Annotated in this window: 18 protein-coding genes; 11 read left to right on the forward strand and 7 right to left on the reverse strand. The window is 59.0% G+C overall.

Going from position 1 to position 20,297, the window contains the following annotated elements:
- The coding region (locus AC1DRJ_RS07355; RefSeq protein ID WP_477801518.1) for a phosphotransferase at positions 1–1,746 on the reverse strand (1,746 nt) is incomplete at its 3' end.
- Between the two features lie 198 nt (positions 1,747–1,944).
- Between AC1DRJ_RS07355 and rfbC the strand changes: the two genes are divergently transcribed.
- The 4 genes from rfbC to AC1DRJ_RS07375 all read left to right on the forward strand — a co-directional run bounded on the left by rfbC (position 1,945) and on the right by AC1DRJ_RS07375 (position 6,286).
- Positions 1,945–2,490, forward strand: coding sequence for a dTDP-4-dehydrorhamnose 3,5-epimerase (gene rfbC / locus AC1DRJ_RS07360; RefSeq protein WP_477801519.1), 546 nt, complete (start codon positions 1,945–1,947; stop codon positions 2,488–2,490).
- Positions 2,491–2,593: 103 nt separating this feature from the next.
- Positions 2,594–4,402: a sensor histidine kinase gene (locus AC1DRJ_RS07365; protein WP_477801520.1), complete on the forward strand. Its 1,809-nt coding sequence runs from the start codon at positions 2,594–2,596 to the stop codon at positions 4,400–4,402.
- Positions 4,399–5,790 carry a sigma-54-dependent transcriptional regulator gene (locus AC1DRJ_RS07370; RefSeq protein ID WP_477801521.1) on the forward strand — a complete coding sequence of 464 codons (1,392 nt, stop codon included), beginning with the start codon at positions 4,399–4,401 and terminating at the stop codon, positions 5,788–5,790. Before AC1DRJ_RS07365 ends, AC1DRJ_RS07370 begins: the two co-directional genes overlap by 4 nt.
- A 40-nt stretch (positions 5,791–5,830) precedes the next feature.
- Entirely contained in the window at positions 5,831–6,286 is a 456-nt protein-coding gene (locus tag AC1DRJ_RS07375) for a YiiD C-terminal domain-containing protein (protein ID WP_477801522.1), read from the forward strand.
- 165 nt (positions 6,287–6,451) lie between these two features.
- Here AC1DRJ_RS07375 and cysQ read toward each other — a convergent pair whose 3' ends face one another.
- Both cysQ and nudE read right to left on the reverse strand, forming a co-directional pair.
- The gene (gene cysQ / locus AC1DRJ_RS07380) at positions 6,452–7,279 is read right to left on the reverse strand and encodes a 3'(2'),5'-bisphosphate nucleotidase CysQ (RefSeq protein WP_477801523.1); all 828 of its coding nucleotides are present in this window, start codon (positions 7,277–7,279) and stop codon (positions 6,452–6,454) included.
- Entirely contained in the window at positions 7,276–7,842 is a 567-nt protein-coding gene (nudE, locus tag AC1DRJ_RS07385; RefSeq protein WP_477801524.1) for an ADP compounds hydrolase NudE, read from the reverse strand. Before nudE ends, cysQ begins: the two co-directional genes overlap by 4 nt.
- A 90-nt stretch (positions 7,843–7,932) precedes the next feature.
- Between nudE and yrfG the strand changes: the two genes are divergently transcribed.
- On the forward strand, positions 7,933–8,595 hold the full coding sequence (gene yrfG, locus AC1DRJ_RS07390; RefSeq protein ID WP_477801525.1) for a GMP/IMP nucleotidase: 663 nt from the start codon (positions 7,933–7,935) through the stop codon (positions 8,593–8,595).
- A gap of 113 nt (positions 8,596–8,708) precedes the next feature.
- Here the strand turns inward: yrfG and lysM are convergent, their stop codons facing one another.
- Positions 8,709–9,149, reverse strand: coding sequence for a peptidoglycan-binding protein LysM (gene lysM / locus AC1DRJ_RS07395; RefSeq protein ID WP_477801526.1), 441 nt, complete (start codon positions 9,147–9,149; stop codon positions 8,709–8,711).
- A gap of 137 nt (positions 9,150–9,286) precedes the next feature.
- On the opposite strand from lysM, the gene AC1DRJ_RS07400 reads away from it, so the two are divergent.
- The 4 genes from AC1DRJ_RS07400 to AC1DRJ_RS07415 all read left to right on the forward strand — a co-directional run bounded on the left by AC1DRJ_RS07400 (position 9,287) and on the right by AC1DRJ_RS07415 (position 14,285).
- Entirely contained in the window at positions 9,287–10,174 is an 888-nt protein-coding gene (locus AC1DRJ_RS07400) for a LysR family transcriptional regulator (protein ID WP_477801527.1), read from the forward strand.
- Between the two features lie 94 nt (positions 10,175–10,268).
- Entirely contained in the window at positions 10,269–11,108 is an 840-nt protein-coding gene (fdhD, locus tag AC1DRJ_RS07405) for a formate dehydrogenase accessory sulfurtransferase FdhD (protein WP_477801528.1), read from the forward strand.
- Entirely contained in the window at positions 11,105–13,453 is a 2,349-nt protein-coding gene (locus AC1DRJ_RS07410) for an FdhF/YdeP family oxidoreductase (protein WP_477801529.1), read from the forward strand. The genes fdhD and AC1DRJ_RS07410 overlap by 4 nt, the downstream gene beginning before the upstream one ends.
- 337 nt (positions 13,454–13,790) lie before the next feature.
- A complete protein-coding gene (locus AC1DRJ_RS07415; protein WP_007949182.1) occupies positions 13,791–14,285 on the forward strand; it encodes a glycine zipper domain-containing protein in 495 nt (164 codons plus the stop codon).
- A 70-nt stretch (positions 14,286–14,355) separates the two neighbouring features.
- Here the strand turns inward: AC1DRJ_RS07415 and AC1DRJ_RS07420 are convergent, their stop codons facing one another.
- The 3 genes from AC1DRJ_RS07420 to AC1DRJ_RS07430 all read right to left on the reverse strand — a co-directional run bounded on the left by AC1DRJ_RS07420 (position 14,356) and on the right by AC1DRJ_RS07430 (position 18,070).
- On the reverse strand, positions 14,356–14,775 hold the full coding sequence (locus AC1DRJ_RS07420; RefSeq protein WP_477801530.1) for an acyl-CoA thioesterase: 420 nt from the start codon (positions 14,773–14,775) through the stop codon (positions 14,356–14,358).
- 30 nt (positions 14,776–14,805) lie between these two features.
- On the reverse strand, positions 14,806–16,032 hold the full coding sequence (locus AC1DRJ_RS07425; protein ID WP_477801531.1) for a 3-hydroxyacyl-CoA dehydrogenase: 1,227 nt from the start codon (positions 16,030–16,032) through the stop codon (positions 14,806–14,808).
- Positions 16,033–16,135: 103 nt separating this feature from the next.
- Positions 16,136–18,070, reverse strand: coding sequence for a RecQ family ATP-dependent DNA helicase (locus AC1DRJ_RS07430; protein ID WP_477801532.1), 1,935 nt, complete (start codon positions 18,068–18,070; stop codon positions 16,136–16,138).
- 793 nt (positions 18,071–18,863) lie between these two features.
- Here AC1DRJ_RS07430 and AC1DRJ_RS07435 point away from each other — a divergent pair.
- Entirely contained in the window at positions 18,864–19,136 is a 273-nt protein-coding gene (locus AC1DRJ_RS07435) for a hypothetical protein (protein ID WP_477801533.1), read from the forward strand.
- A 75-nt stretch (positions 19,137–19,211) separates the two neighbouring features.
- The coding region (locus tag AC1DRJ_RS07440; RefSeq protein WP_477801534.1) for a hypothetical protein at positions 19,212–20,297 on the forward strand (1,086 nt) is incomplete at its 3' end.

Below are 20,297 nucleotides of genomic sequence, written 5' to 3' on the forward strand. Positions count from 1 at the left end.
GCCCTGCATGTCGATCAGGTGATTGCGCCAGCCGCGCTCGATGCGCGGTGGGTCGACATAGTAGTGCTTCTGGGTACGGGCAAAACTGGCGCTGCGGCGTGCCAGCAACGTCTGCGAATCGAGTTCCTCTTCAGCATCACAAGCCAGTCCCAGCAACGCGGCCGGCGACGGGCACAAGGCTTGCCAAGCCAAGGCGCGAGAAGGTGTGCAAAACAGCGGAGCATTGAAAGCAGTGCCTCGGCATAGCTGTACGATCAGAGGCCCGCTGACCGAGCCCAATACCTGACCTTTGACCAGCGCCGCGCCGGTGTGCAGCGACGGCGTCACGCCCCACAACCGTAGACTCAGTTGCGGGCCGTCGAGTTGCAAAATACCCGACGACGGCTGATGAACCACACCGGCAAACGGCGATTCGACTGCGGTGCCGTGGGGCACTCGCAACTCGACGTGCAACGGGCAGGTGTCCGGTTCGGCCGCACTGTCTGGCCGAGTCCGCGACAATCGATATTGCCCATACCGACTGGCTGCCAGGCCGTGGGTCGCAGCGGCCTCTGTCAGCAGCCGCTGATCGATCCCTTCTTGCTCCCAGTTACCCGTCTCGAAATGCGGGCTGAGGACACCCAGATCAATCAAGGCAAACTCACGTCCCACCAGGCTCGGCAACAGCGGCGCGAAACCTTCACTGCCAATGCTCGGCAGGCTCTGGCCAACACACGCCAGGATCGCCGCTTCCATCAGTTCCAGCGGCACCGACGTGGCCACGCGGAAAATTTCCCACTCATGGGTCAGGTTATCGCGGCTGTATTGGTTGCCCGGATCAATGCTGACCTGCTGCTCGCCGCTGAGCACCAACACCGCCGCACGAGCGACGATCAACGGCCAGAGCGCCAGCAGCTCTGCAGGCTGCAAAGGATTGACCGCGTGATAGGCCTCAATTGCCGGCAAAATGTAGAACGGATCGCTGTTGGCGTGGTGCAGTAACGCTGCGCACGTCACCGAAAGATCGGTGATGCGCCAGGTGCGGGCCAGGTCGCCGAAATCGATCACGCCCTGCAATTGCCATTGGCGTTGCGAATCCCGCTGCCAGACCACGTTGTCGTCGGTGATGTCCATGTGAATGGCCTGCACCGGCAACTTTTCCACCAGCGGTTGCAGATGACGCTCGGCGCGTTCGGCGGCATCAGCGATCAACCTGCGTTGCGCCTCATCCTTGATGACCGGCAGCAGATGGCCGATCAATGCGTTGGCGTGGCGGGCGTCCCACTGCAACGTGCGCTCAAGGCCCGGATGGTCAAACACCGCCAGCGCCAGGTCCATTTCACCGCACAGTTGGCCGAAACCGGCTACCACCGCTCCCGGCAGGTGGTCGAGGTGGGTGAGCGACTGGCCTTCAATGTAGTCGAGCAAACGCACATGCACTGATTGGCCGGCGACGTCCAGCGTAAGCAGATCAGCACCGTTTTTGGCCAGGATCACTCGTGGCACCTTGACCCCGGAGTGCTCACCCAGGTGCCTGAGCCCCGCGTGCTGGGCTTGCAGTTCCAGCGCCGCATAATCACCACGGCATATTTTCAGGACAAAACGCCCCTGGTCGCTGTCGACGCGAAAGTTGAGATCCTGCTGGCTGCCAAGAGCCTGCAATTTCCCGCTCAGCCCGTAATGCCCTTCCAGCAGCTCAAGCGCTTGCTGCGCAGACACTTGCGGGCTGGGCAAACTGGCGCGGTGAATCAACGTGGCGAGCGGCATACAACGACCCCTGAAATGTTATTAGGCGCTTATATCGCCACTGCCAGAGTCGTTACGCAACCCCCTTTCGACCGCCTGACCTGCGTTTGACACTGGACACAATCAGCCAATGAATCAGGAAAAATCACGGTGCACTCGCCTCGCCCGCCACTTTGCGCAAGAATGTCTCCCATCAATGCGTATTACTGGAGAAACACCATGAATGTAGTCACCACCGACCTGCCCGGTGTTCTGATCATCGAACCCAAGGTTTTTGGTGATGAGCGCGGCTTCTTCTACGAGAGCTTCAATGCCAAGGCCTTCGAAGAAGCGACTGGTCTGCACCCACAGTTTGTTCAGGACAACCATTCCCGCTCGCAAAAAGGTGTACTGCGCGGCCTGCATTACCAACTGGAAAACACCCAGGGCAAACTGGTCCGTGTGACAGTCGGTGAAGTGCTGGATGTGGCGGTGGATATTCGTCGTAGCTCACCGCACTTCGGCAAATGGGTGGCTGTGCGCCTGTCCGCCGACAACCATCGCCAACTCTGGGTCCCGGAAGGTTTCGCCCACGGTTTCGTGGTGCTGAGCGAGTTCGCCGAATTCCTTTACAAAACCACCGACTACTACACCCCTTCCGCCGAGCGCAGCATTCGCTGGGACGACCCGGAACTGGCCATCGATTGGCAACTTGAGGAAGCGCCGCAACTGTCCGGCAAAGACCAGGCAGCCGTGTTCTTCAAGGATGCTGAAGTCTTTTCCTGAGTCCTGTCTGAATCTTCTTTGCAAGAACGACTGGACCAAGGTGCGCAGACTGCGACATCAACCCTAGGCATAATGCGCCTGTACCCACAGGCGCCAGATGCTCATGACTCCGACCCTCCCTCGCAGACCCCGCTGGCGCAGCCTCGCCCTTCTGGCGCTGTGCCTGGCGCCGTTACTGTGGCCGCTGGAGCATTTGGCCGAGCGTTATTACCGCAGCGAACTGGCCGGGCAAAACCGGCAGACCCTCGACCTTTACGTCGCCAACCTGTTGGGCACGCTGCACCGTTATGAGGTCTTGCCGCAAATCCTCGGCGACCTGCCTGCCCTGCGCGCGGTACTCGGCGCACCCGATGATGGCGTCACCCAAGGCAATGCCAACCGCCTGCTAAAAAACATCAGTAGCCAAACCGGTGCCGAAGTCATGTACCTGATGGACACGAGCGGCAAGACGCTGGCGGCGTCCAATTGGGACAAGCACGACAGTTTCGTCGGGCGAAATTTTTCTTTCCGGCCCTATTTCAGCGAGGCTATGGCCGGGCGGCTCGGGCGGTTTTTCGGTCTGGGCACGACCTCGGCCAAACGTGGCTACTTCTTTGCTGCAGCGGTCCGCGATGGTGAAAAAATCATCGGCGTGCTGGTGGTCAAAGTCGACTTGGACCACACCGAAAGCCTTTGGGGCAAAACCCCGGAACAATTGCTGCTGACCGACCAGAACGGCGTGGTCATTCTCACGTCGCGGCCAGAGTGGCGCTTTCGCTCGACCCGACCGTTGACCGAAGAAGAAAACAAGGCCATTAGCGCGATTCAACCGTACCCGACCCGCGATCCAAAGCCGTTAAAGCTCAACCCCAATGCCTGGCTGACACAAACCCGAGAGATCGCCGAAACCGGCTGGAACGTCAGCATCCTCGCCCCGCGGACCTTGATCAACCGCCCGGTCCGCACGGTCGTTGCCATCGGTGGCGCAACGTTGTTGGTGCTGATGTTGCTGCTCGGTCTGGTGATGCAACGCCGCCGTCATTACCTCGAACGCATCGCTTTCGAAGCCAAGGCCAGGCACGAACTGGAAGGCCGGGTCGCCGAACGGACCAGCGACCTCGAAGGCCTCAACCGACGTCTGAAACAGGAAGTGCTGGAGCGCGAGCACGCACAGCAAGAGTTGGTGCGTGCGCAGGATGATCTAGTCCAGGCCGGTAAACTGTCCGCGCTTGGAACCATGTCGGCAAGCATCAGCCATGAGCTCAATCAGCCCCTGGCGGCGATTCGCAGTTACGCGGAAAACGCCGAAGTGCTGCTCGATCATCAACGCACCGACGATGCACGCGGCAACCTCAAACTGATCAGCGAACTGACCGGTCGCATGGCCTCGATCATTGCTCACCTGCGCGCCTTCGCCCGGCGTGATCGTCACGCGCCGGAAAGCGTTGCACTGCAACCGGCGCTGGATGACGCACTGGCATTGCTGGCCAAGCGCCGACGCAGCATGGAAGTCGAGTTGATCCGCGACTTGCCCGCCGCCACGTTGTGGGTCGAGGCCGGGGAAACCCGTCTGCGTCAGGTGCTCGGCAATCTGTTGGCCAACGCCCTCGATGCGCTGACTGAAAAAGGCCCGCCGCGTAAACTCTGGTTGAGTGCCCAATCCACCGCTGACGGCGTCAATCTGTACATTCGCGATAACGGCCCCGGCTTTTGCATGGAAGCCCTGGGGCGCGCCAGCGAACCTTTCTACACCACCAAGACCCGCACACAGGGACTTGGACTGGGGCTGGCGATTTGCGAAACACTGATGCGTGCCTTCGGGGGTGAACTGTTGTTTTCCAACCACAAGGAAGGCGGCGCCCTGATTACCCTGAAACTGCGCGCTGGCGCACCGGGCGTGAGCCTGCAACCGTCCGAGGACCGAAGTGCATGACCATCGACAGCCGCATTCAGGTCGTGTTGATCGACGATGATCCCCATCTGCGTCAGGCCCTGAGCCAGACCCTGGACCTCGCCGGCCTGAAAATCCTCCCGCTGGCCGAAGCCAAAGGCCTGGCCGCGCAACTGGAGCGTGACTGGCCGGGCGTGGTGGTCAGCGACATTCGCATGCCGGGCATGGACGGCCTCGAACTGCTGACTGAACTGCATGCCCAGGACCCGGAGTTGCCGGTGCTGCTGATCACCGGCCACGGCGACGTACCGTTGGCGGTGCAGGCGATGCGCGCCGGGGCCTATGACTTCCTGGAAAAGCCCTTCGCCAGCGATGCCCTGCTCGACAGCGTGCGCCGCGCGCTGGACCTACGGCGGTTGGTGCTGGATAACCGCAGCCTGCGTCTGGCCCTGAGTGATCGCAACGAATTGAGTACCCGACTGGTCGGGCAATCGGCGCCGATGTTGCGCCTGCGCGAGCAGATTGGCGCACTGGCCGCGACCAAAGCCGATGTATTGATTCTGGGTGAAACCGGCGCTGGCAAAGAAGTCGTGGCCCGGGCGCTGCACGATTTATCGAACCGTCGTAACGGGCCGTTCGTGGCGATCAATGCTGGCGCGCTGGCCGAGTCCGTAGTGGAAAGCGAGCTGTTCGGTCACGAGCCCGGGGCGTTCACCGGTGCGCAAAAACGTCGTATCGGCAAGTTCGAATTCGCCAATGGGGGCACGCTATTCCTCGACGAAATCGAAAGCATGAGCCTGGACGTGCAGGTGAAATTGCTGCGCTTGCTGCAGGAGCGCGTCGTCGAGCGGTTGGGCGGCAATCAGTTGATCCCGCTGGATATCCGCATCATCGCCGCGACCAAGGAAGACCTGCGCCAGTCCGCTGATCAAGGACGTTTCCGCGCCGACTTGTATTACCGCCTGAACGTCGCGCCGCTGCGTATTCCGCCACTGCGCGAGCGCGGCGAAGATGCGTTGGTGTTGTTCCAGCACTTTGCCGATGAAGCCAGCGCCCGCCACGGTTTGCCGCCCCATGTGCTGCAACCGAGGCAACGCGCCCTGCTGCTGCGCCACACCTGGCCGGGCAACGTACGCGAACTGCAAAACGCCGCCGAACGCTTCGCCCTGGGCCTGGAACTGGCGCTGGACAACACTACGCCGGAGGGCGGAACCAGTACGACAGATGAAGGGTTCAGTGGCGGCTTGAGCGAGCAAGTGGAAAATTTCGAAAAGAACCTGATTGCCGCCGAACTGGCGCGCTCTCACAGCTCCGTGCGCAGCCTCGCCGAAGCGTTGGGCGTCCCGCGCAAAACCTTGCACGACAAGCTACGAAAACATGGACTGAACTTCACTGGCGGCGCCAGCAGCTCTGCCGACGATCTCGATTGAGTGACCGTAAAATCAACACCTTCAAACAAGAGGCCCGCGCATGAACCGCGACAGTCGTCACCTGGAATCCATTCTCCATCACGACATCCCCCTGACGCAGGCCATGGGCATCAAAGTGCTCGACTGGCACGACCAGCAACTGCGCCTGTACTTGCCACTGGAAGCCAACGTTAATCATAAAAGCACCATGTTCGGCGGCAGTCTGTATTGCGGCGCGGTGTTGGCGGGTTGGGGTTGGCTGCATTTACGCTTGCGTGAGGAGGGGATTGAAGACGGGCATATTGTGATTCAGGAAGGGCAGATCAGCTATCCACTGCCGGTGACCCTTGACGCGACGGCGATTTGCCAGGCACCGAGTGCGACAGTGTGGAAGAAGTTTTTAGCGATGTATCAGCGCTACGGGCGGGCGCGGTTGACGCTGCAATCACGGATTGTGAATGTCGGCAGTGATGACGATGCGGTGAGGTTTACCGGGCAGTACGTCCTGCACCGCTAAGTTAGGGCCAGCACAAAACCCTGTGGCGAGGGGGCTTGCCCCCGTTCGACTGCGCAGCAGTCCAATTCAGAGCGACAAGGTTTACCTGATCGTGCGTGGTGGCTGACTTGGGGCGGCTTCGCCACCCAACGGGGGCAAGCCCCCTCACCACAATGATTCGGCGTGTCAGGAACGAGCGAGTTCCAGCAGTTTTTCACGCCAGGCCGCCTTGGCCGGCAGCGCCAAAAAGAACTCATTCAACAATGATTCCCGTGCTGGATAGCAAAACGGCGCACCGTTCAAGTCCAGCACCTCGCCGCCCGCACCTTCCAGCACGCCTTGCGCCGCCGCCGTGTCCCACTGCGAAGTCGGTGCCAGACGCGGATAACAATCCGCCGCCCCTTCCGCCAACAGGCAGAACTTCAGCGAACTGCCGATATTGGCCAGCTGCAACTCACCCAGACTGTCGCTCAACCCCGCCAGCAAGCGCTCTTGCTCCGGGCTCGAATGCCGACGACTGGCGACCACGGTAAACGCCTCTCCCGCAGCAGGCACTTCGCGAACCTGGATCGGCAATGGCTGGCTGCCAGTGTCGCCGCGCCAGGCGCCCAAACCTGCACCACCAACGTAGAAACGCCCGTTGGTCGGCATCGACACCACACCAAACACCACCCGACCCTGCTCGATCAGCGCAATGTTGACGGTGAACTCTTCACTGCCGCCAATGAATTCCTTGGTGCCATCCAGCGGATCCACCAGCCACCAGCGCTGCCATCCGGCACGCACGCTTTGAGGGATATTGGCGTCTTCTTCGGAAAGCACCGGGATGCTTGGGTCCAGCGCGGTCAGTCCGGCCAGAATCAAATGGTGAGCCGCCAGGTCGGCGGCCGTCACTGGAGAATCGTCAGCCTTGGCAGTCACGGCGGTGCCGGTACGCCAGAACGGCAGAATCGCCTCGCCAGCCTGCAATGCCAGTTCAATCACCGGCGCCATCAAAGGATGCGAGAAAGTCATGGCAGAAATACCCCGCGCTGGGTCAGCAGATCGCGGGCCAGATACAGCGCCGCCAAGGCACGGCCCTCGGTGAAGCGCGGGTTCTGCGCCAGGGCGGACAACTCACGCAGATTGATCTTGTCAACGCCCATCGGCTCGGGCTCGTCACCTTCAAGGCTTTCTTCATACAGATCGGTGGCCAGCACCACCTGGATCTTCTGGCTCATGTAACCCGGCGACAACGACAACTCGGTCAGATGCTCCAGCTGCCGCGCGCCATACCCGGCTTCTTCCTTGAGCTCACGCTCGGCCGCCGCCAGCACGTCTTCACCCGGCTCGATCAGGCCTTTGGGCAAGGACAGTTCATATTCATCAGTGCCGCCGCAGTATTCCTCGACCAACACCGCATGATCCGAATCAAGCATGGCGACGATCATCACCGCGCCATACCCCGCGCCCTTACCGACCAAACGCTCGTACGTGCGCTCCACGCCATTGGAAAAGCGCAGTTTCAGCTCTTCGACACAGAACAAACGGCTGGTGGCGACGATTTCGCGGGCGAGGACGGTGGGTTTCTGGCGCATGAAAAGCTCCTGGTCATGAACGCGCTACTATACCCGGCCTATCCTGAATGTTGACTTCGGATATCTCTTTTACCGCTGGAGAAGTTTTTTATGTCCCTGCTGCCCTGGCGCGACATCGACACCGTTCTGCTGGACATGGACGGTACGCTGCTGGACCTGCACTACGACAACCATTTCTGGATGGAACACTTGCCTCAGCGTTATGCCGAGTTGCACGGTGTGAGCCGGGCCATGGCCGAGCTGGAATTGCAACCGCTGTTCGAACGCAATGCCGGCCAGTTGCAGTGGTACTGCCTGGATTTCTGGAGCGCCGAATTGAAACTGCCGGTGCGTGAATTGAAACTGGAAACCGCGCACCTGATCGCCTTGCGCCCGGATGCAGACACCTTTCTGGCCGCGATCAGACAGGCGGGCAAGCGGGTGGTGATGATTACCAATGCACACCGGGATTCACTGTCATTGAAGCTGGAAAGGATTGAACTGGCGCCCTACTTCGAGCGCTTGATCAGCTCGCATGATTACGGTTTTCCCAAAGAGAATGCGCAGTTCTGGGAAGCGTTGCAGGCAGATATTGGTTTCGACCCGGCGCGCAGTCTGTTTATCGATGACACGTTACCGATCTTGCGCAGTGCGCGCCGCTTTGGCGTGGCGCATTTGTTGGCGGTGAGTGAGCCGGACAGCCGAAAAGGGCCCAAGGACACGGCGGAGTTTGCGGCGGTGGGGGATTATCGGGAGCTTATCGCGGAACTCTGAAGCCTGACGCGAACTGTGGCGAGGGAGCTTGCCCCCGTTGGGTCGCGAAGCGGCCCTAAAATTTTTGCGACTGCTTCGCAGCCGAACGGGGGCAAGCCCCCTCGCCACTTGGGTTATTCAGGAATCCGCAACGACTGCCCCGGATAAATTTTGTTCACGTCTTTGAGCATCGGCTTGTTGGCGTCGAAAATCTTTTGATACTTGTTGGCATCGCCATACACACGCAAGGAAATCGCGCTGAGGGTGTCACCCTTCACCACGGTGACAAACACAGCAGCCTTCGCCACCGGCCCGGTCACGGTGATCTGGTCATCAACACTGCCCACACCAGCAATATTGCCCACCGCCAGCAGAATCTTTTCCTTCTCTTCCTGACTGCCGACTTCCCCGGTCACGGTCACTTTGTCGCCATCCACCGTGGCCTGCACATTCGGGTTACCCAGGCCGACCTTGCTGATGTGTTCCTTCAACTGCTCGCTGGCATTAGCGTTGCCGGGGGTCAGCAAATCGAGCAGTTTTTCGCCGGCTTCCTTCACAAAGCTAAAAATACTCATGGTGCACTCTCCTTGGGTTCAGGTTTCCAGACGCAAGAGACTAGACCAAGCGGGTTATTCGCGGTTTCAACCCGACCAATGACGTTGATCTGGCGCAAGCGCTAGAATCCCCTCCTTCACCGCGCTCTGGAGCGAAGATGGACATCAAGCAACTGAAATTCCTCATCGCCCTCGACGAAACCCGGCACTTCGGCCAGGCCGCTGCCCGCTGCCACATCACCCAGCCGACCCTGTCCATGCGCCTGCGCAGCCTCGAAGAAGAACTTGAGTTGCCGCTGGTCAATCGTGGTCAGCGCTTTGAAGGGTTTACCGCACCCGGTGAACGGGTGCTGGCCTGGGCGCGCACGGTGCTGGCGGCTTATGACGGCTTGCAGGCTGAAGCCGCGGCCTGTCGCGGCAATCTGGTCGGTACGTTGCGCTTGGGTGTGGTGCCGCTGTCGAGTTTCGATCCGCTGCCGCTCATGCAACGCTTGCACGCGGAACACCCAAACTTGCGCTTCGAACTCTCAGCGCTGAGTTCCGAGCAAATTCTCGAGCAGCTGTCGAACAACCGTCTGGACCTCGGTGTGTCCTACCTGGAACGTCTGGACGGCGAGCGTTTCGATTCGCTGGCCTTCAGCGAAACCCGCATGGGCCTGCTCTACGATCAGCGCTTTTTCAGTTTCGGCGACACGCCTTTGAGCTGGGAGTCGCTAATCGAACTGCCGCTGGGCATGCTCACCAGCGGCATGCATTTTCGCCAGTCCATCGACCACAACTTCCACAGCCGCGGCCTGTCGCCTCAACCACTGCTGCAAACCGATGCAGTGCACCAATTGTTACAAGCGGTGCACGGTGGCATGTGCTGCGCGGTGATGCCGCTGAACGGAGGATTGGAAAACCTCACCGATCACCTGCGCCTGCAACCCATCGAAAACGCGCAAACCCTCGCCCGGCTGGGCTTGATCATGCGTCGCAGCGCCCCACGTTCGGCCTTGGCGGAAGCCTGTTTCGCGATCTATCAGAAATCACTGACGACCTCTTGATCGACGTCATCTATCGGTAGATCAGTAATAGCGATTAGACGCGACCAATTGACGCGCCTAGGCTTAGAGCTGACCAGACCGTCGGTGATGCCTCATGAATACCAAGCGCCCTGCCTGCGCGGCGCCAGCCCTCGAAACGCCCGCGCCAGACGCAAGCCAGACCTACAGTTTCTGTGATCTTCAATTTACCGAATCGGCCAGCACTGCGCTGGCCGAGGAAGTGGCGTTGGCGATCACCTTTAACGGCATCAGCCAGGCCGTCATGCTGGTGACGCCGACGGACCTTGAGGATTTCATCGTCGGCTTCAGCCTCGGCAGCGGCATCATCGAAGACGCAACTGACATCTATGACCTTCAATTGACCGGCGAAGGATCGGCGCAGTACGCGCAAGTGACCATCGCCAATCGCGCCTTCTGGAACCTCAAGCTGCAGCGGCGGCAACTGGCCGGCACCAGCGGTTGCGGGCTCTGTGGCGTGGAAGCGGTTGAACAGGCTCTGCCCGACCTCAAGGTATTGCCCGGTGCGCCGTTACCGCCCGCCGAATGGCTCGAGGGCCTGCGCGAACGCATCGGCGCGTTCCAGCCGCTGGGCCAACATTGCGGCGCGGTGCACGCGGCGGTGTTCATGAACGGTCAGGGCGAATTGCTGCTGGGCCGCGAAGACATCGGCCGGCACAACGCCCTCGACAAATTGATTGGCGGGTTGATCCGCCAAAAGATCACGACGACTGGCGGCCTGGCGATAGTAACCAGTCGGTGCAGCCTCGAATTGATTCAAAAAGTCTTGCGCGCCGGCATCCAGACGCTCGTCAGCCTGTCGTCGCCCACGGGCCTTGCCGTGCAATGGGCCCGTCGCCACAACCTCAATCTCATCCATCTACCCCAGAAGAATGCGCCGCGGGTCTACAGCCCAGCGTTGGAGACTCAAGCGTGAGCCAACACCGTCAAGCCGACCAGACACCTGTTCCTCGCTACAAACCCTACAAAGGTCCGGCCGGTGGTTGGGGCGCACTGGCCAGCGTTGCCCGGGCCTGGTTGACCAGCGACAACGCGCTGAAAAACCTGCGCATGATGCTCAAGACCAACAAGAACGGCGGGTTCGACTGCCCTGGTTGCGCCTGGGGCGATTCCAAGGAAGCCGGCATGGTGGCGTTCTGCGAGAACGGTGCCAAAGCGGTGAACTGGGAAGCGACCAAACGCCGTGTCGATGGCGCGTTTTTCGCCAAACACAGCGTCAGCTCGTTGCTGGAACAAAGCGATTACTGGCTCGAGTACCAGGGCCGTTTGACCGAGCCGATGTGCTACGACGTCGAAACCGATCGCTACAAGCCGATCAGCTGGGAAGCGGCGTTCGCCTTGATCGCCAAACATCTGCAGGGCCTGTCGAGCCCGAACCAGGCTGAGTTCTACACCTCGGGCCGCGCCAGCAACGAAGCGGCGTATCTCTATCAACTGTTCGTGCRCACTTACGGCACCAACAACTTCCCCGACTGCTCGAACATGTGTCACGAGGCCAGCGGTGTGGCGTTAGCGCAAAGTGTCGGCGTCGGCAAAGGCACCGTGACTTTCGACGACTTCGAACATGCGGATGCGATTTTCGTCTGGGGCCAGAACCCCGGCACCAACCACCCGCGGATGCTCGAACCGCTGCGCGAAGCGGTGAAACGCGGTGCGCAAGTGGTGTGCATCAACCCGCTGAAAGAGCGCGGCCTGGAACGCTTCCAGCACCCGCAACACCCGATCGAAATGCTCACCAACGGCGACAAGCCGACCAACACCGCCTACTTCCGTCCGGCATTGGGCGGCGACATGGCGATCCTGCGCGGCATGGCGAAGTTCCTGCTGCAATGGGAGCGCGACGCGCAGAAGGCCGGTGAACCTGCCATGTTCGACCACGACTTCCTCAATGAACATAGCGCCAACGTGCTGGAATACCTGGCCGCCGTCGATGATACGCCGTGGGAGCAGATCGTCGAACAGTCCGGTCTGACCCTAGTGGAAATCGAGCAAGCGGCGCGCATGTACGCCAAGAGCAACAACGTGATCATGTGCTGGGCGATGGGCATCACCCAACATCGCCACTCGGTGTCGACCATCCAGGAAATCGCCAACCTGATGCTGCTGCGCGGCAACATTGGCCGACCAGGCGCTGGTCTGTGCCCGGTGCGCGGCCACAGCAACGTGCAGGGCGACCGGACCATGGGCATCAACGAGCGTCCGCCGGTGGCGTTCCTCGATTCGCTGGAGCGTCGTTTCCAGTTCAAGGTGCCGCGTGACAATGGTCACAATGTGATCGAGGCGATCCACGCCATGGCCGACGGTCGTGCGAAAGTTTTCATTGGCCTCGGTGGCAACTTCGCCCAAGCCACTCCGGACAGCGCGCGCACTTTCCAGGCGTTGAGCAATTGCGACCTGACGGTGCAGATCAGCACCAAGCTCAACCGCAGCCATTTGGCTCATGGTAAAGACGCCTTGATCCTGCCGTGCCTGGGCCGTACCGACATCGATATGCAAACCGAAGGCCCGCAAGCGGTGACCGTGGAAGACTCGTTCAGCATGGTCCACGCCTCCAATGGTCAGCTACAGCCGATGTCGAACCAGATGCGTTCGGAGCCATCGATCATTGCCGGTATCGCCGCCGCGACCCTGGGCTGCAAACCGGTGGACTGGAACTGGTTGGTGGCTGATTACGGCCGTATCCGCGATCTGATCGCCGACACTATTCCGGGCTTTCGGGACTTCAACGAAAAGATCAAGAATCCGGGCGGTTTTTATCTCGGCAGCAGTGCCGGTACGCGTAAATGGAACACGCCGTCTGGCCGGGCCAATTTCCGTCCGAATGCCCTGCCAAAAGACCTGGTGCACGAGCGCACGCGCGCTACCGGCGTGCTGCCGGATTTGATCATGCAATCGATGCGTTCACACGATCAGTACAACACCACGATTTATGGTCTCGATGACCGTTATCGCGGCGTGAAGGGTCAGCGCGATGTGCTGTTTGTGAACGAAGCCGACATCATTCGCCTGGGTTTCAAGCCGGGACAGAAAGCCGACATCGTTTCGATCTGGGATGACGGGCGTGAGCGTCGAGTGAAGGGCTTCACGCTGCTGGCGTTTGATATTCCTGCGGGGCAAGCGGCAGCGTACTACCCGGAAGTGAATCCGCTGGTACCGCTGGAAAGCATCGGGGATGGCAGCCATACACCGACGTCGAAGTTCGTGGCGATCCGGTTGGAAATGGCGATCGAGACCGGGTTGATTTTGGCCAGGTCGGCTTAACGCGGCGTCTGTAATGACCCCATCGCGAGCAGGCTCACTCCCACAGGGAATTTGTGTTCAACACAGATCAATTGTGGGAGCGAGCCTGCTCGCGATGACGGATTCACATTCGCCTGATATTCCGCGTCAATCATTTACCAATCGCCCACAAAAAAGGCCGTTTCTGTATAGAAACGGCCTGTCTTAAGTAACTAAAGACCGGCAAAAAACAGTTAAGTTCCGTCTATAAAACAGTAACTTATAGAAATGTGCACAAGTCGTGTTACTCGTCGGATTTCGATTGTCACACCTCCGTCACAGCCTCAGGATCGCGTCGTCATCCCCTTGAGGTTCCTCCATGAAGTTCTCCTCGATTCTCTTGTTGTCCCTTGGCTTGTTCAGTGGCATTGCTTCTGCTGGCGGCAACACCGAAGCCGGTGTGGGCGGCGCATTGGGCGGGGTTCTTGGCTCGGTCGTCGGTCAGTCGTTAGGCGGCAGTACAGGTTCCACCATTGGTGCGGCCTTGGGCGGCGCGGGTGGTAGCGCAGTCGGCGCAGACAAACACAGCCGTGGCGAAGCCGCCATCGGTGGTGCGCTGGGCGCGGCAGGCGGTAACGTGGTCGGTCGCAACATGGGCGGCACCACAGGCAGCCTGATCGGCGCTGCAGCGGGCGGCGGTGCCGGTGGCGCGCTGGGTAACTACATGGGCAATAAATACGATGATGATGACGGCGACAATGATCGTCGTTCCTATCGTGGCCATGGTGATCGTCGTTACTACCGTGATGGCCATCCAGGTCGTGGCCATGCCTATGGCCATCGCAAGCACAAACACAAATACTATCGCCACTGAGGCCCGATCGCTTCGTTAGCCGGTAGTTAAAAAAATCGCAGCCTTGGGGCTGCGATTTTTTTTGCCCCGTTTAAACCACCAGGCGCTCCAGCGCTCCACGCAATCCGCTCGGGATCGATACCGGCTGATTCGAAGCACGACCTACAAAGACATGCACGAAGCGCCCGGCTGCACAGGCTTCGTCCTCGCCTTGTTTGAACACGGCCAATTCGTATTGCACCGAACTGTTGCCCAGCTTGCCTACTCGCAGGCCAATCTCGATACGGTCCGGGAATGCGATGGAAGCAAAGTAATCGCAAGCTGAACTCACGACAAAACCCACCACCTCGCCGTCATGGATATCCAGGCCACCGACTTCGATCAGGTAGGTGTTCACCGCCGTGTCGAAGAAGCTGTAGTAGGTGACGTTGTTGACGTGACCGTAGGCGTCGTTGTCGTGCCAGCGGGTGGTGATGGGCTGGAAGTGTGGGTAGTCCGTGCGTTGATTCATGCGCAGCTCTCGTCTTGAAGTGGCTAAAGTTTACCGATCCGCAAATCCTTTACCCACCTCTGCCAACTCACCGATCAAGCGTGCCGGACGCCAGTGATCACCCTGCCGGGTTTCCAGCGCCATCAAGCGCTGATGAATGTCCGCCAATCCTTGCTGATCCGCCCACGCCATTGGCCCGCCCTTGTCCGCTGGGAATCCATAACCATTGAGGTACACCAGATCGATGTCGTGTGCTGACGCGGCAATGCCTTCCTGAAGGATCTTGGCCCCTTCGTTGACCAGTGCCAGCAGGCAACGCTCAAGAATCTCCTCAGCGCTGATCTCGCGACGCTGAAAGCCCAGGCCTTCGCTGACCTGCAACACCAGCGCATCCACTTCCACATCATGCTCAGCCTGACGACTGCCCGGTTCGTAGTGGTAATAACCGTTGCCACTCTTCTGACCGAAACGCCCGAGTGCGCACAGTCGGTTGTCTACCTGGACCTCCGGCGCATCTTGCCCCGTGCCCGCCAGTTCCCGAGCCCGCCAACCCAGGTCGACGCCCACTACGTCATACATGCGGAACGGCCCCATGGCGAAACCGAAGCCTTGCAGCGCTGCATCCACCTGATAGGGATACGCACCCTCCAGCAGCATCTTGCGCGCTTCGAGCACGTAGGTATTGAGCATACGGTTGCCGATGAATCCGTCACAGTTGCCCGCAACCACACTGACTTTGCCCATGCGCTTGCCCAGTGCCTGCGCTGCGTCCAGAACTGCCGGTGCGGTCTGGGCGCCACGGACGACCTCCAGAAGCTTCATGATGTGTGCGGGGCTGAAAAAATGCAGGCCCAGCACTTGCTGCGGACGGCGAGTTGCTGCGGCGATGGCGTCAATGTCCAGCGCCGATGTGTTGCTGGCCAAAATCGCTTCGGGTTTGAGCAGGCCGTCCAGCTCTCGGAATATTTTCTGTTTCAGTTCGAGGTTTTCGTACACCGCTTCGATGACCAGATCAGCGTCGCGAATCGAGACATAGTCTGGCGCTGCGGTGACTCGCGCAACGCGCGCGTCCGCCTCAGCCTGATCAATGCGCCCCTGTCGCACATTGTGAGCGTTGGTTTCGGCCACCGTGGCCAGCGCCTGTTCAAGCATCTGCGGATTGTTATCCACCCACTGCACCGGCACCCCCGCGTTCGCCAGACACATGACAATGCCACGGCCCATGGTGCCTGCACCGATAACGGCGGCGCGCTGAATGTTGAATGGCGTCTGGCTCATGATTTGCTCTCTTGTTGGCGATCCAAAGACAGCGCCCACCATAGTCAGGCATCGCGTTTTTTTGAAATTTATTCCTGTGATGAGCGACATTCAGCGGATGGATTTACCTCTCCAGATGCCCCTCAGCCCAACTGCGCACCTCGGCATAGGGATAATTTTCCAACGCAGCAAACCCGGAAATAGTCCGCGCCTTCATCTTGGTAAACAACGGCACACTAATCCCGCACAGGAAACGCGTCACACGCTCAGCTGAAGGAACGTTGCCCGTGTGCTGTTCATGCCTGTGGATAAAATCGCTGCACAGCGTTTCAAAGTTCTTATCCACAAGCGCGGGCAATTCTGGCGGCGCAGGCAGCCGCGCAACCTGCCCATGACACACCGAACAATGCCCGCATTGCCGAGGTGCGTTTTCGTCACCAAAGTACTCGGCCAAGCGATAACCCAGGCAGTGGTCGGTGGCGAACAGATCCAGCATCGCGTGAATCCGCGCAATTTCTGTACTTTCGTGTTGGGTGAAATAAGCATGTAACTCGCCACTCAACGCCTGACTGTCGAAGTTCGGTTGCAGCAGGCTGTAGACCTCGGTCATCTGCTTGCTTTCAAGTTCGACCCAACCCTTTTCCTGGAAATAATCCAGCGCCTTGACCACTCGATTACGCTCGGCCTGATATTGCTCGTACAAGGCATCGAAATTCACCGTAGCCCAGGTTCGCGCACGGCTGGAGGTCTGGATGATCGCGGCGACGAAATCCTTGCGCTCACCCTCGAATCGGGCGAGCAAGGCTTCCGGCTCCTGCAAACACTTGAACCGGTATTCTGCGTAATAGGCGTAACGCGGGGCGATCAAGCCGCGCAGTTCCAGTTGGACCAACAAGGTTTTTAGCGGCAATTGACGAATGTTGCTCTGATCTGCCAATGGCCCCAACAGAAACTCCCACTGCCCCTCAGGCGCGGCARCGAGCATTTCATCGAGCACACAGCGAATACCGTCCTGCTCAGGTGTATCACCGTAGACGAAGTTTTCCAACACGTTGAGGCTGTCGCGGTTGGCCAATACCAGGCAGTCGGATGGCTGCCCGTCTCGCCCGGCACGGCCGATTTCCTGGCTGTAGTTTTCGATGGATTTGGGCAGGTCGAAATGAACGACATTGCGGATGTCGCTCTTGTCGATGCCCATGCCAAACGCGATGGTGGCAACGATGCAATTGGACTGTCCGGCCATGAACCGTTTCTGGATGGCTTCGCGTTGATCGTGGGGCAAACCGGCGTGATACGCCTCGGCCTGAATGCCGTTGCGCACCAGGTGTTCGGCGATATGCTCAGCGGTTTTTTGCAGGGTGACGTAGACGATGCTCGGCTGACCGGGGCGCTCGCTCATCCACTCAACCAGACGTCGGCGTTTGTCCTGACCGCGTACGGGCTCGACCAACAAGTTGAGGTTCGGCCGGTAGAAACCGGTGGTCACGACATCTTCCGGGGCGATGGCGAACTTGGCCTCCATGTCCGCGATTACCTTGGGCGTCGCGGTGGCGGTCAGCAGCAGCGCCTGCGGAATATTGAACTGGCGCTGATAGTCGGGCAGCTTGAGGTAATCGGGACGGAAGTTATGGCCCCACTCCGAGATGCAGTGCGCCTCATCTACCACCAGCAGAGAGATGGGGACTTGCTGCAAGAAGTTGCGAAAGCGCTCGTTCTTCAGGCGCTCCACCGAGATCATCAAAATCTTCAGTTCGCCGGACTTGGCCCGGGCCATTACATCACTGGCATCATCGCGGCTCTGTGCCGAATCGATACTGCCCGCCGCTATACCGTGGCGTTGCAGGAACGCCAGTTGATCCTGCATCAGCGCGAGCAACGGCGACACCACCAACGTCAAGTGTGGCAGCAGTAAGGCGGGTAACTGATAGCAAAGGGACTTGCCGGAACCGGTGGGAAAAATTGCCGCCGCCGAGCGCCCGGCCAGCACCGCACTGACCGCCGCCTCCTGACCGGGTCGAAACTGTGGATAACCGAAAACCTGTTCCAGGGTGTTGTGCATAAGCTGTCACTCCGTTGACCGCTGCGAAGCCCAAAGCCTAGCTGGCAAACGCAGCGAGTCGAGAAAAGGTCGGGATCAAAACGATACGGGATGATACAGCCTTGCCCTATGGGTTTTTGCCACAGGATGAAACAAACGAAACACTTTGTTCCTCGCAGTGCCGCTCAATCTGACGGTAAGGTACTTCTCGCAACACAACCGTCCGCGCACTTCACATCATGGCAGGATGCCTGATGGGCGCGGCGTTTGAACAAGGAATGACCATGCTCCAAAAATCAATTTTTGCCGTTACGCTGATCCTGACTTCCCTGCTGCTGAGTGCCTGCGGCGGACCACCAACGGAGCCCCCGTTGCTCGCTACGTGCGACACCCTGGAGTGCTCGGCTCAACAGGCCTGGCGAACTTCCTGACAACCGCGGCCACTCGCAGCCGCTCGTTGAACCTCTGCTCCTGAAACACCTGGCTCTTGCTCGCACACGCAGCATGAGCCGGGATTTTTTCGTCCGTGAACGTAGCCACTGGCTGCCTGATTCCATTTAAGCGTTGCACAGACGTTTTCGAAACATCCTACAGATTCTGACGCACTCCTTAGCGAGAATTGAGGCGCTACGCCTGACAAACCCGTAGGAAATTCACCTCCCAAGGGTTTTGCTGAAAAAATATCGGTCCGCACGTAGGCAAAAGGCGACACCAACAGTAAACCCCCTACAAAACCTGTCCATTTGCGCGGTATTGCGACGCATGGATGCGCGCCCCTATAGTTTGCCGCGCCGCTGAAAACAGGACGGACCTCATGCAAGATCGCTATCGCCCACTCAAAACCAGTTACAGCGAAACACCTGTGTTGGTCATCGACACCGCTGCCAGCACCGGCGCAGTCCTTGACGCCGCGCAACAACGCTTGCGCGCGGCCAGTGACTTGCTCGAAACACTGTATTGCCTGTGCTTTAAACAGGCTGATGTAAAAGACATTCCCAATATAGTGAATGCGCTTTATTTATTAACGCAGGACGGTTGCGAACTTCTCGACACTGCCAGACAAAGAACACCACCCTCACAAACTTAGAAACAACTAAGCACTACCCCTGCATATACAACCGACACTAGTCTGCCAGCTCTTAAATTAAACAAGAGCATCACAATGACTACATTAACTATTTTCTTTTGCGGCACCGGCTCGACCAAATTTGACAATCAAAACCCTACTTACTGGAACGGCGAATTGGTGTCGACACTTGCGTCCCATCACGGCGGGCGCGAGTTCGCCGAGTGGATCGTGGTCGACGGCCCCGGTACCAGCAACCTGCAAGCGGACGAACTGTTTACCAAATCCAAGGACTATGGCCTCAGCGGAACGCTGTTCGGCAAGGGCTGGGAAGAAAACGTGCAGCACGCCGTCAACATCATCAAAGGCAAATGTGACTGGCAGCGTGAACAACTGACCGAAACCGAATACAACCGACTCAAGGCTGCGGGAATTCCAATCGATGATGTAAAAATCGAAGGTTCCTGGATGTGGCGCAAATACAACTATGGCGATCGTAGTGTCACCAGCCAGAAGTTGCAGGAACAAATTATCAAACAGTTTCGAAAAGGCGGTGTCATTCCCACTGCCGTTAACCTGGTCGGTTGGAGTCGCGGCGGTATCAGTTGCCATATGTTGGCCAATGCCATGTTCAAGGACAGCGAACTGAAGAACATCCCGGTAAATATCTTCGCGATTGATCCGGTCCCAGGYATCGGTAACTTTCAGGAGGACAAGGTAAAACTGAATACCAACGTCAAACAATACGTCGCTTTCTACGCCCGAGACGAGCGCTCCAAAGGCTTCAGCTGTGTCATCCCGCAAACATCCGTTCACACTCGAACCCACATTTACCCCATGCCCGGTCGCCATGGCACGTTGTCCGGCAACGCCTCGGCAGATGGTGTCAGCGGCCCAAAAACGCTAGCTGAACCGGGTCTTATCGTTCGCCACTTTGCCGAAGTATGTCTGAAACGATGGGGCGTACCGCTGAACAAAACCTTGAACCTGACCCAAGCGGACCTGCAAAACCACCACAACGCCATGGTCAGCGCCGCCGCGAAATACAAAGCGATGGAAACGTACTCGTACACCTACTTCACCGAACTGGACCAGGGCGAGCGGTATGTTTCGCTGGGCAGTAACGGGGTGAAGTTCACGGCGGTGAGGGGCACGATCTACGCGCCGGCGACCGGGTTGAAC

This window comes from Pseudomonas sp. P5_B2 (assembly GCF_056400445.1).

Excerpts from the sequence above, each read along its gene's own strand:
- fdhD (WP_477801528.1), top strand. The coding sequence starts at position 10,269 with ATGAATACCAAGCGCCCTGCCTGCGCGGCGCCAGCCCTCGAAACGCCC.
- cysQ (WP_477801523.1), bottom strand. The coding sequence starts at position 7,279 with ATGACTTTCTCGCATCCTTTGATGGCGCCGGTGATTGAACTGGCATTG.
- AC1DRJ_RS07435 (WP_477801533.1), top strand. The coding sequence starts at position 18,864 with ATGCAAGATCGCTATCGCCCACTCAAAACCAGTTACAGCGAAACACCT.
- lysM (WP_477801526.1), bottom strand. The coding sequence starts at position 9,149 with ATGAGTATTTTTAGCTTTGTGAAGGAAGCCGGCGAAAAACTGCTCGAT.
- yrfG (WP_477801525.1), top strand. The coding sequence starts at position 7,933 with ATGTCCCTGCTGCCCTGGCGCGACATCGACACCGTTCTGCTGGACATG.
- AC1DRJ_RS07365 (WP_477801520.1), top strand. The coding sequence starts at position 2,594 with ATGACTCCGACCCTCCCTCGCAGACCCCGCTGGCGCAGCCTCGCCCTT.
- AC1DRJ_RS07425 (WP_477801531.1), bottom strand. The coding sequence starts at position 16,032 with ATGAGCCAGACGCCATTCAACATTCAGCGCGCCGCCGTTATCGGTGCA.
- AC1DRJ_RS07415 (WP_007949182.1), top strand. The coding sequence starts at position 13,791 with ATGAAGTTCTCCTCGATTCTCTTGTTGTCCCTTGGCTTGTTCAGTGGC.
- nudE (WP_477801524.1), bottom strand. The coding sequence starts at position 7,842 with ATGCGCCAGAAACCCACCGTCCTCGCCCGCGAAATCGTCGCCACCAGC.
- AC1DRJ_RS07420 (WP_477801530.1), bottom strand. The coding sequence starts at position 14,775 with ATGAATCAACGCACGGACTACCCACACTTCCAGCCCATCACCACCCGC.
- AC1DRJ_RS07400 (WP_477801527.1), top strand. The coding sequence starts at position 9,287 with ATGGACATCAAGCAACTGAAATTCCTCATCGCCCTCGACGAAACCCGG.
- AC1DRJ_RS07375 (WP_477801522.1), top strand. The coding sequence starts at position 5,831 with ATGAACCGCGACAGTCGTCACCTGGAATCCATTCTCCATCACGACATC.
- AC1DRJ_RS07370 (WP_477801521.1), top strand. The coding sequence starts at position 4,399 with ATGACCATCGACAGCCGCATTCAGGTCGTGTTGATCGACGATGATCCC.
- rfbC (WP_477801519.1), top strand. The coding sequence starts at position 1,945 with ATGAATGTAGTCACCACCGACCTGCCCGGTGTTCTGATCATCGAACCC.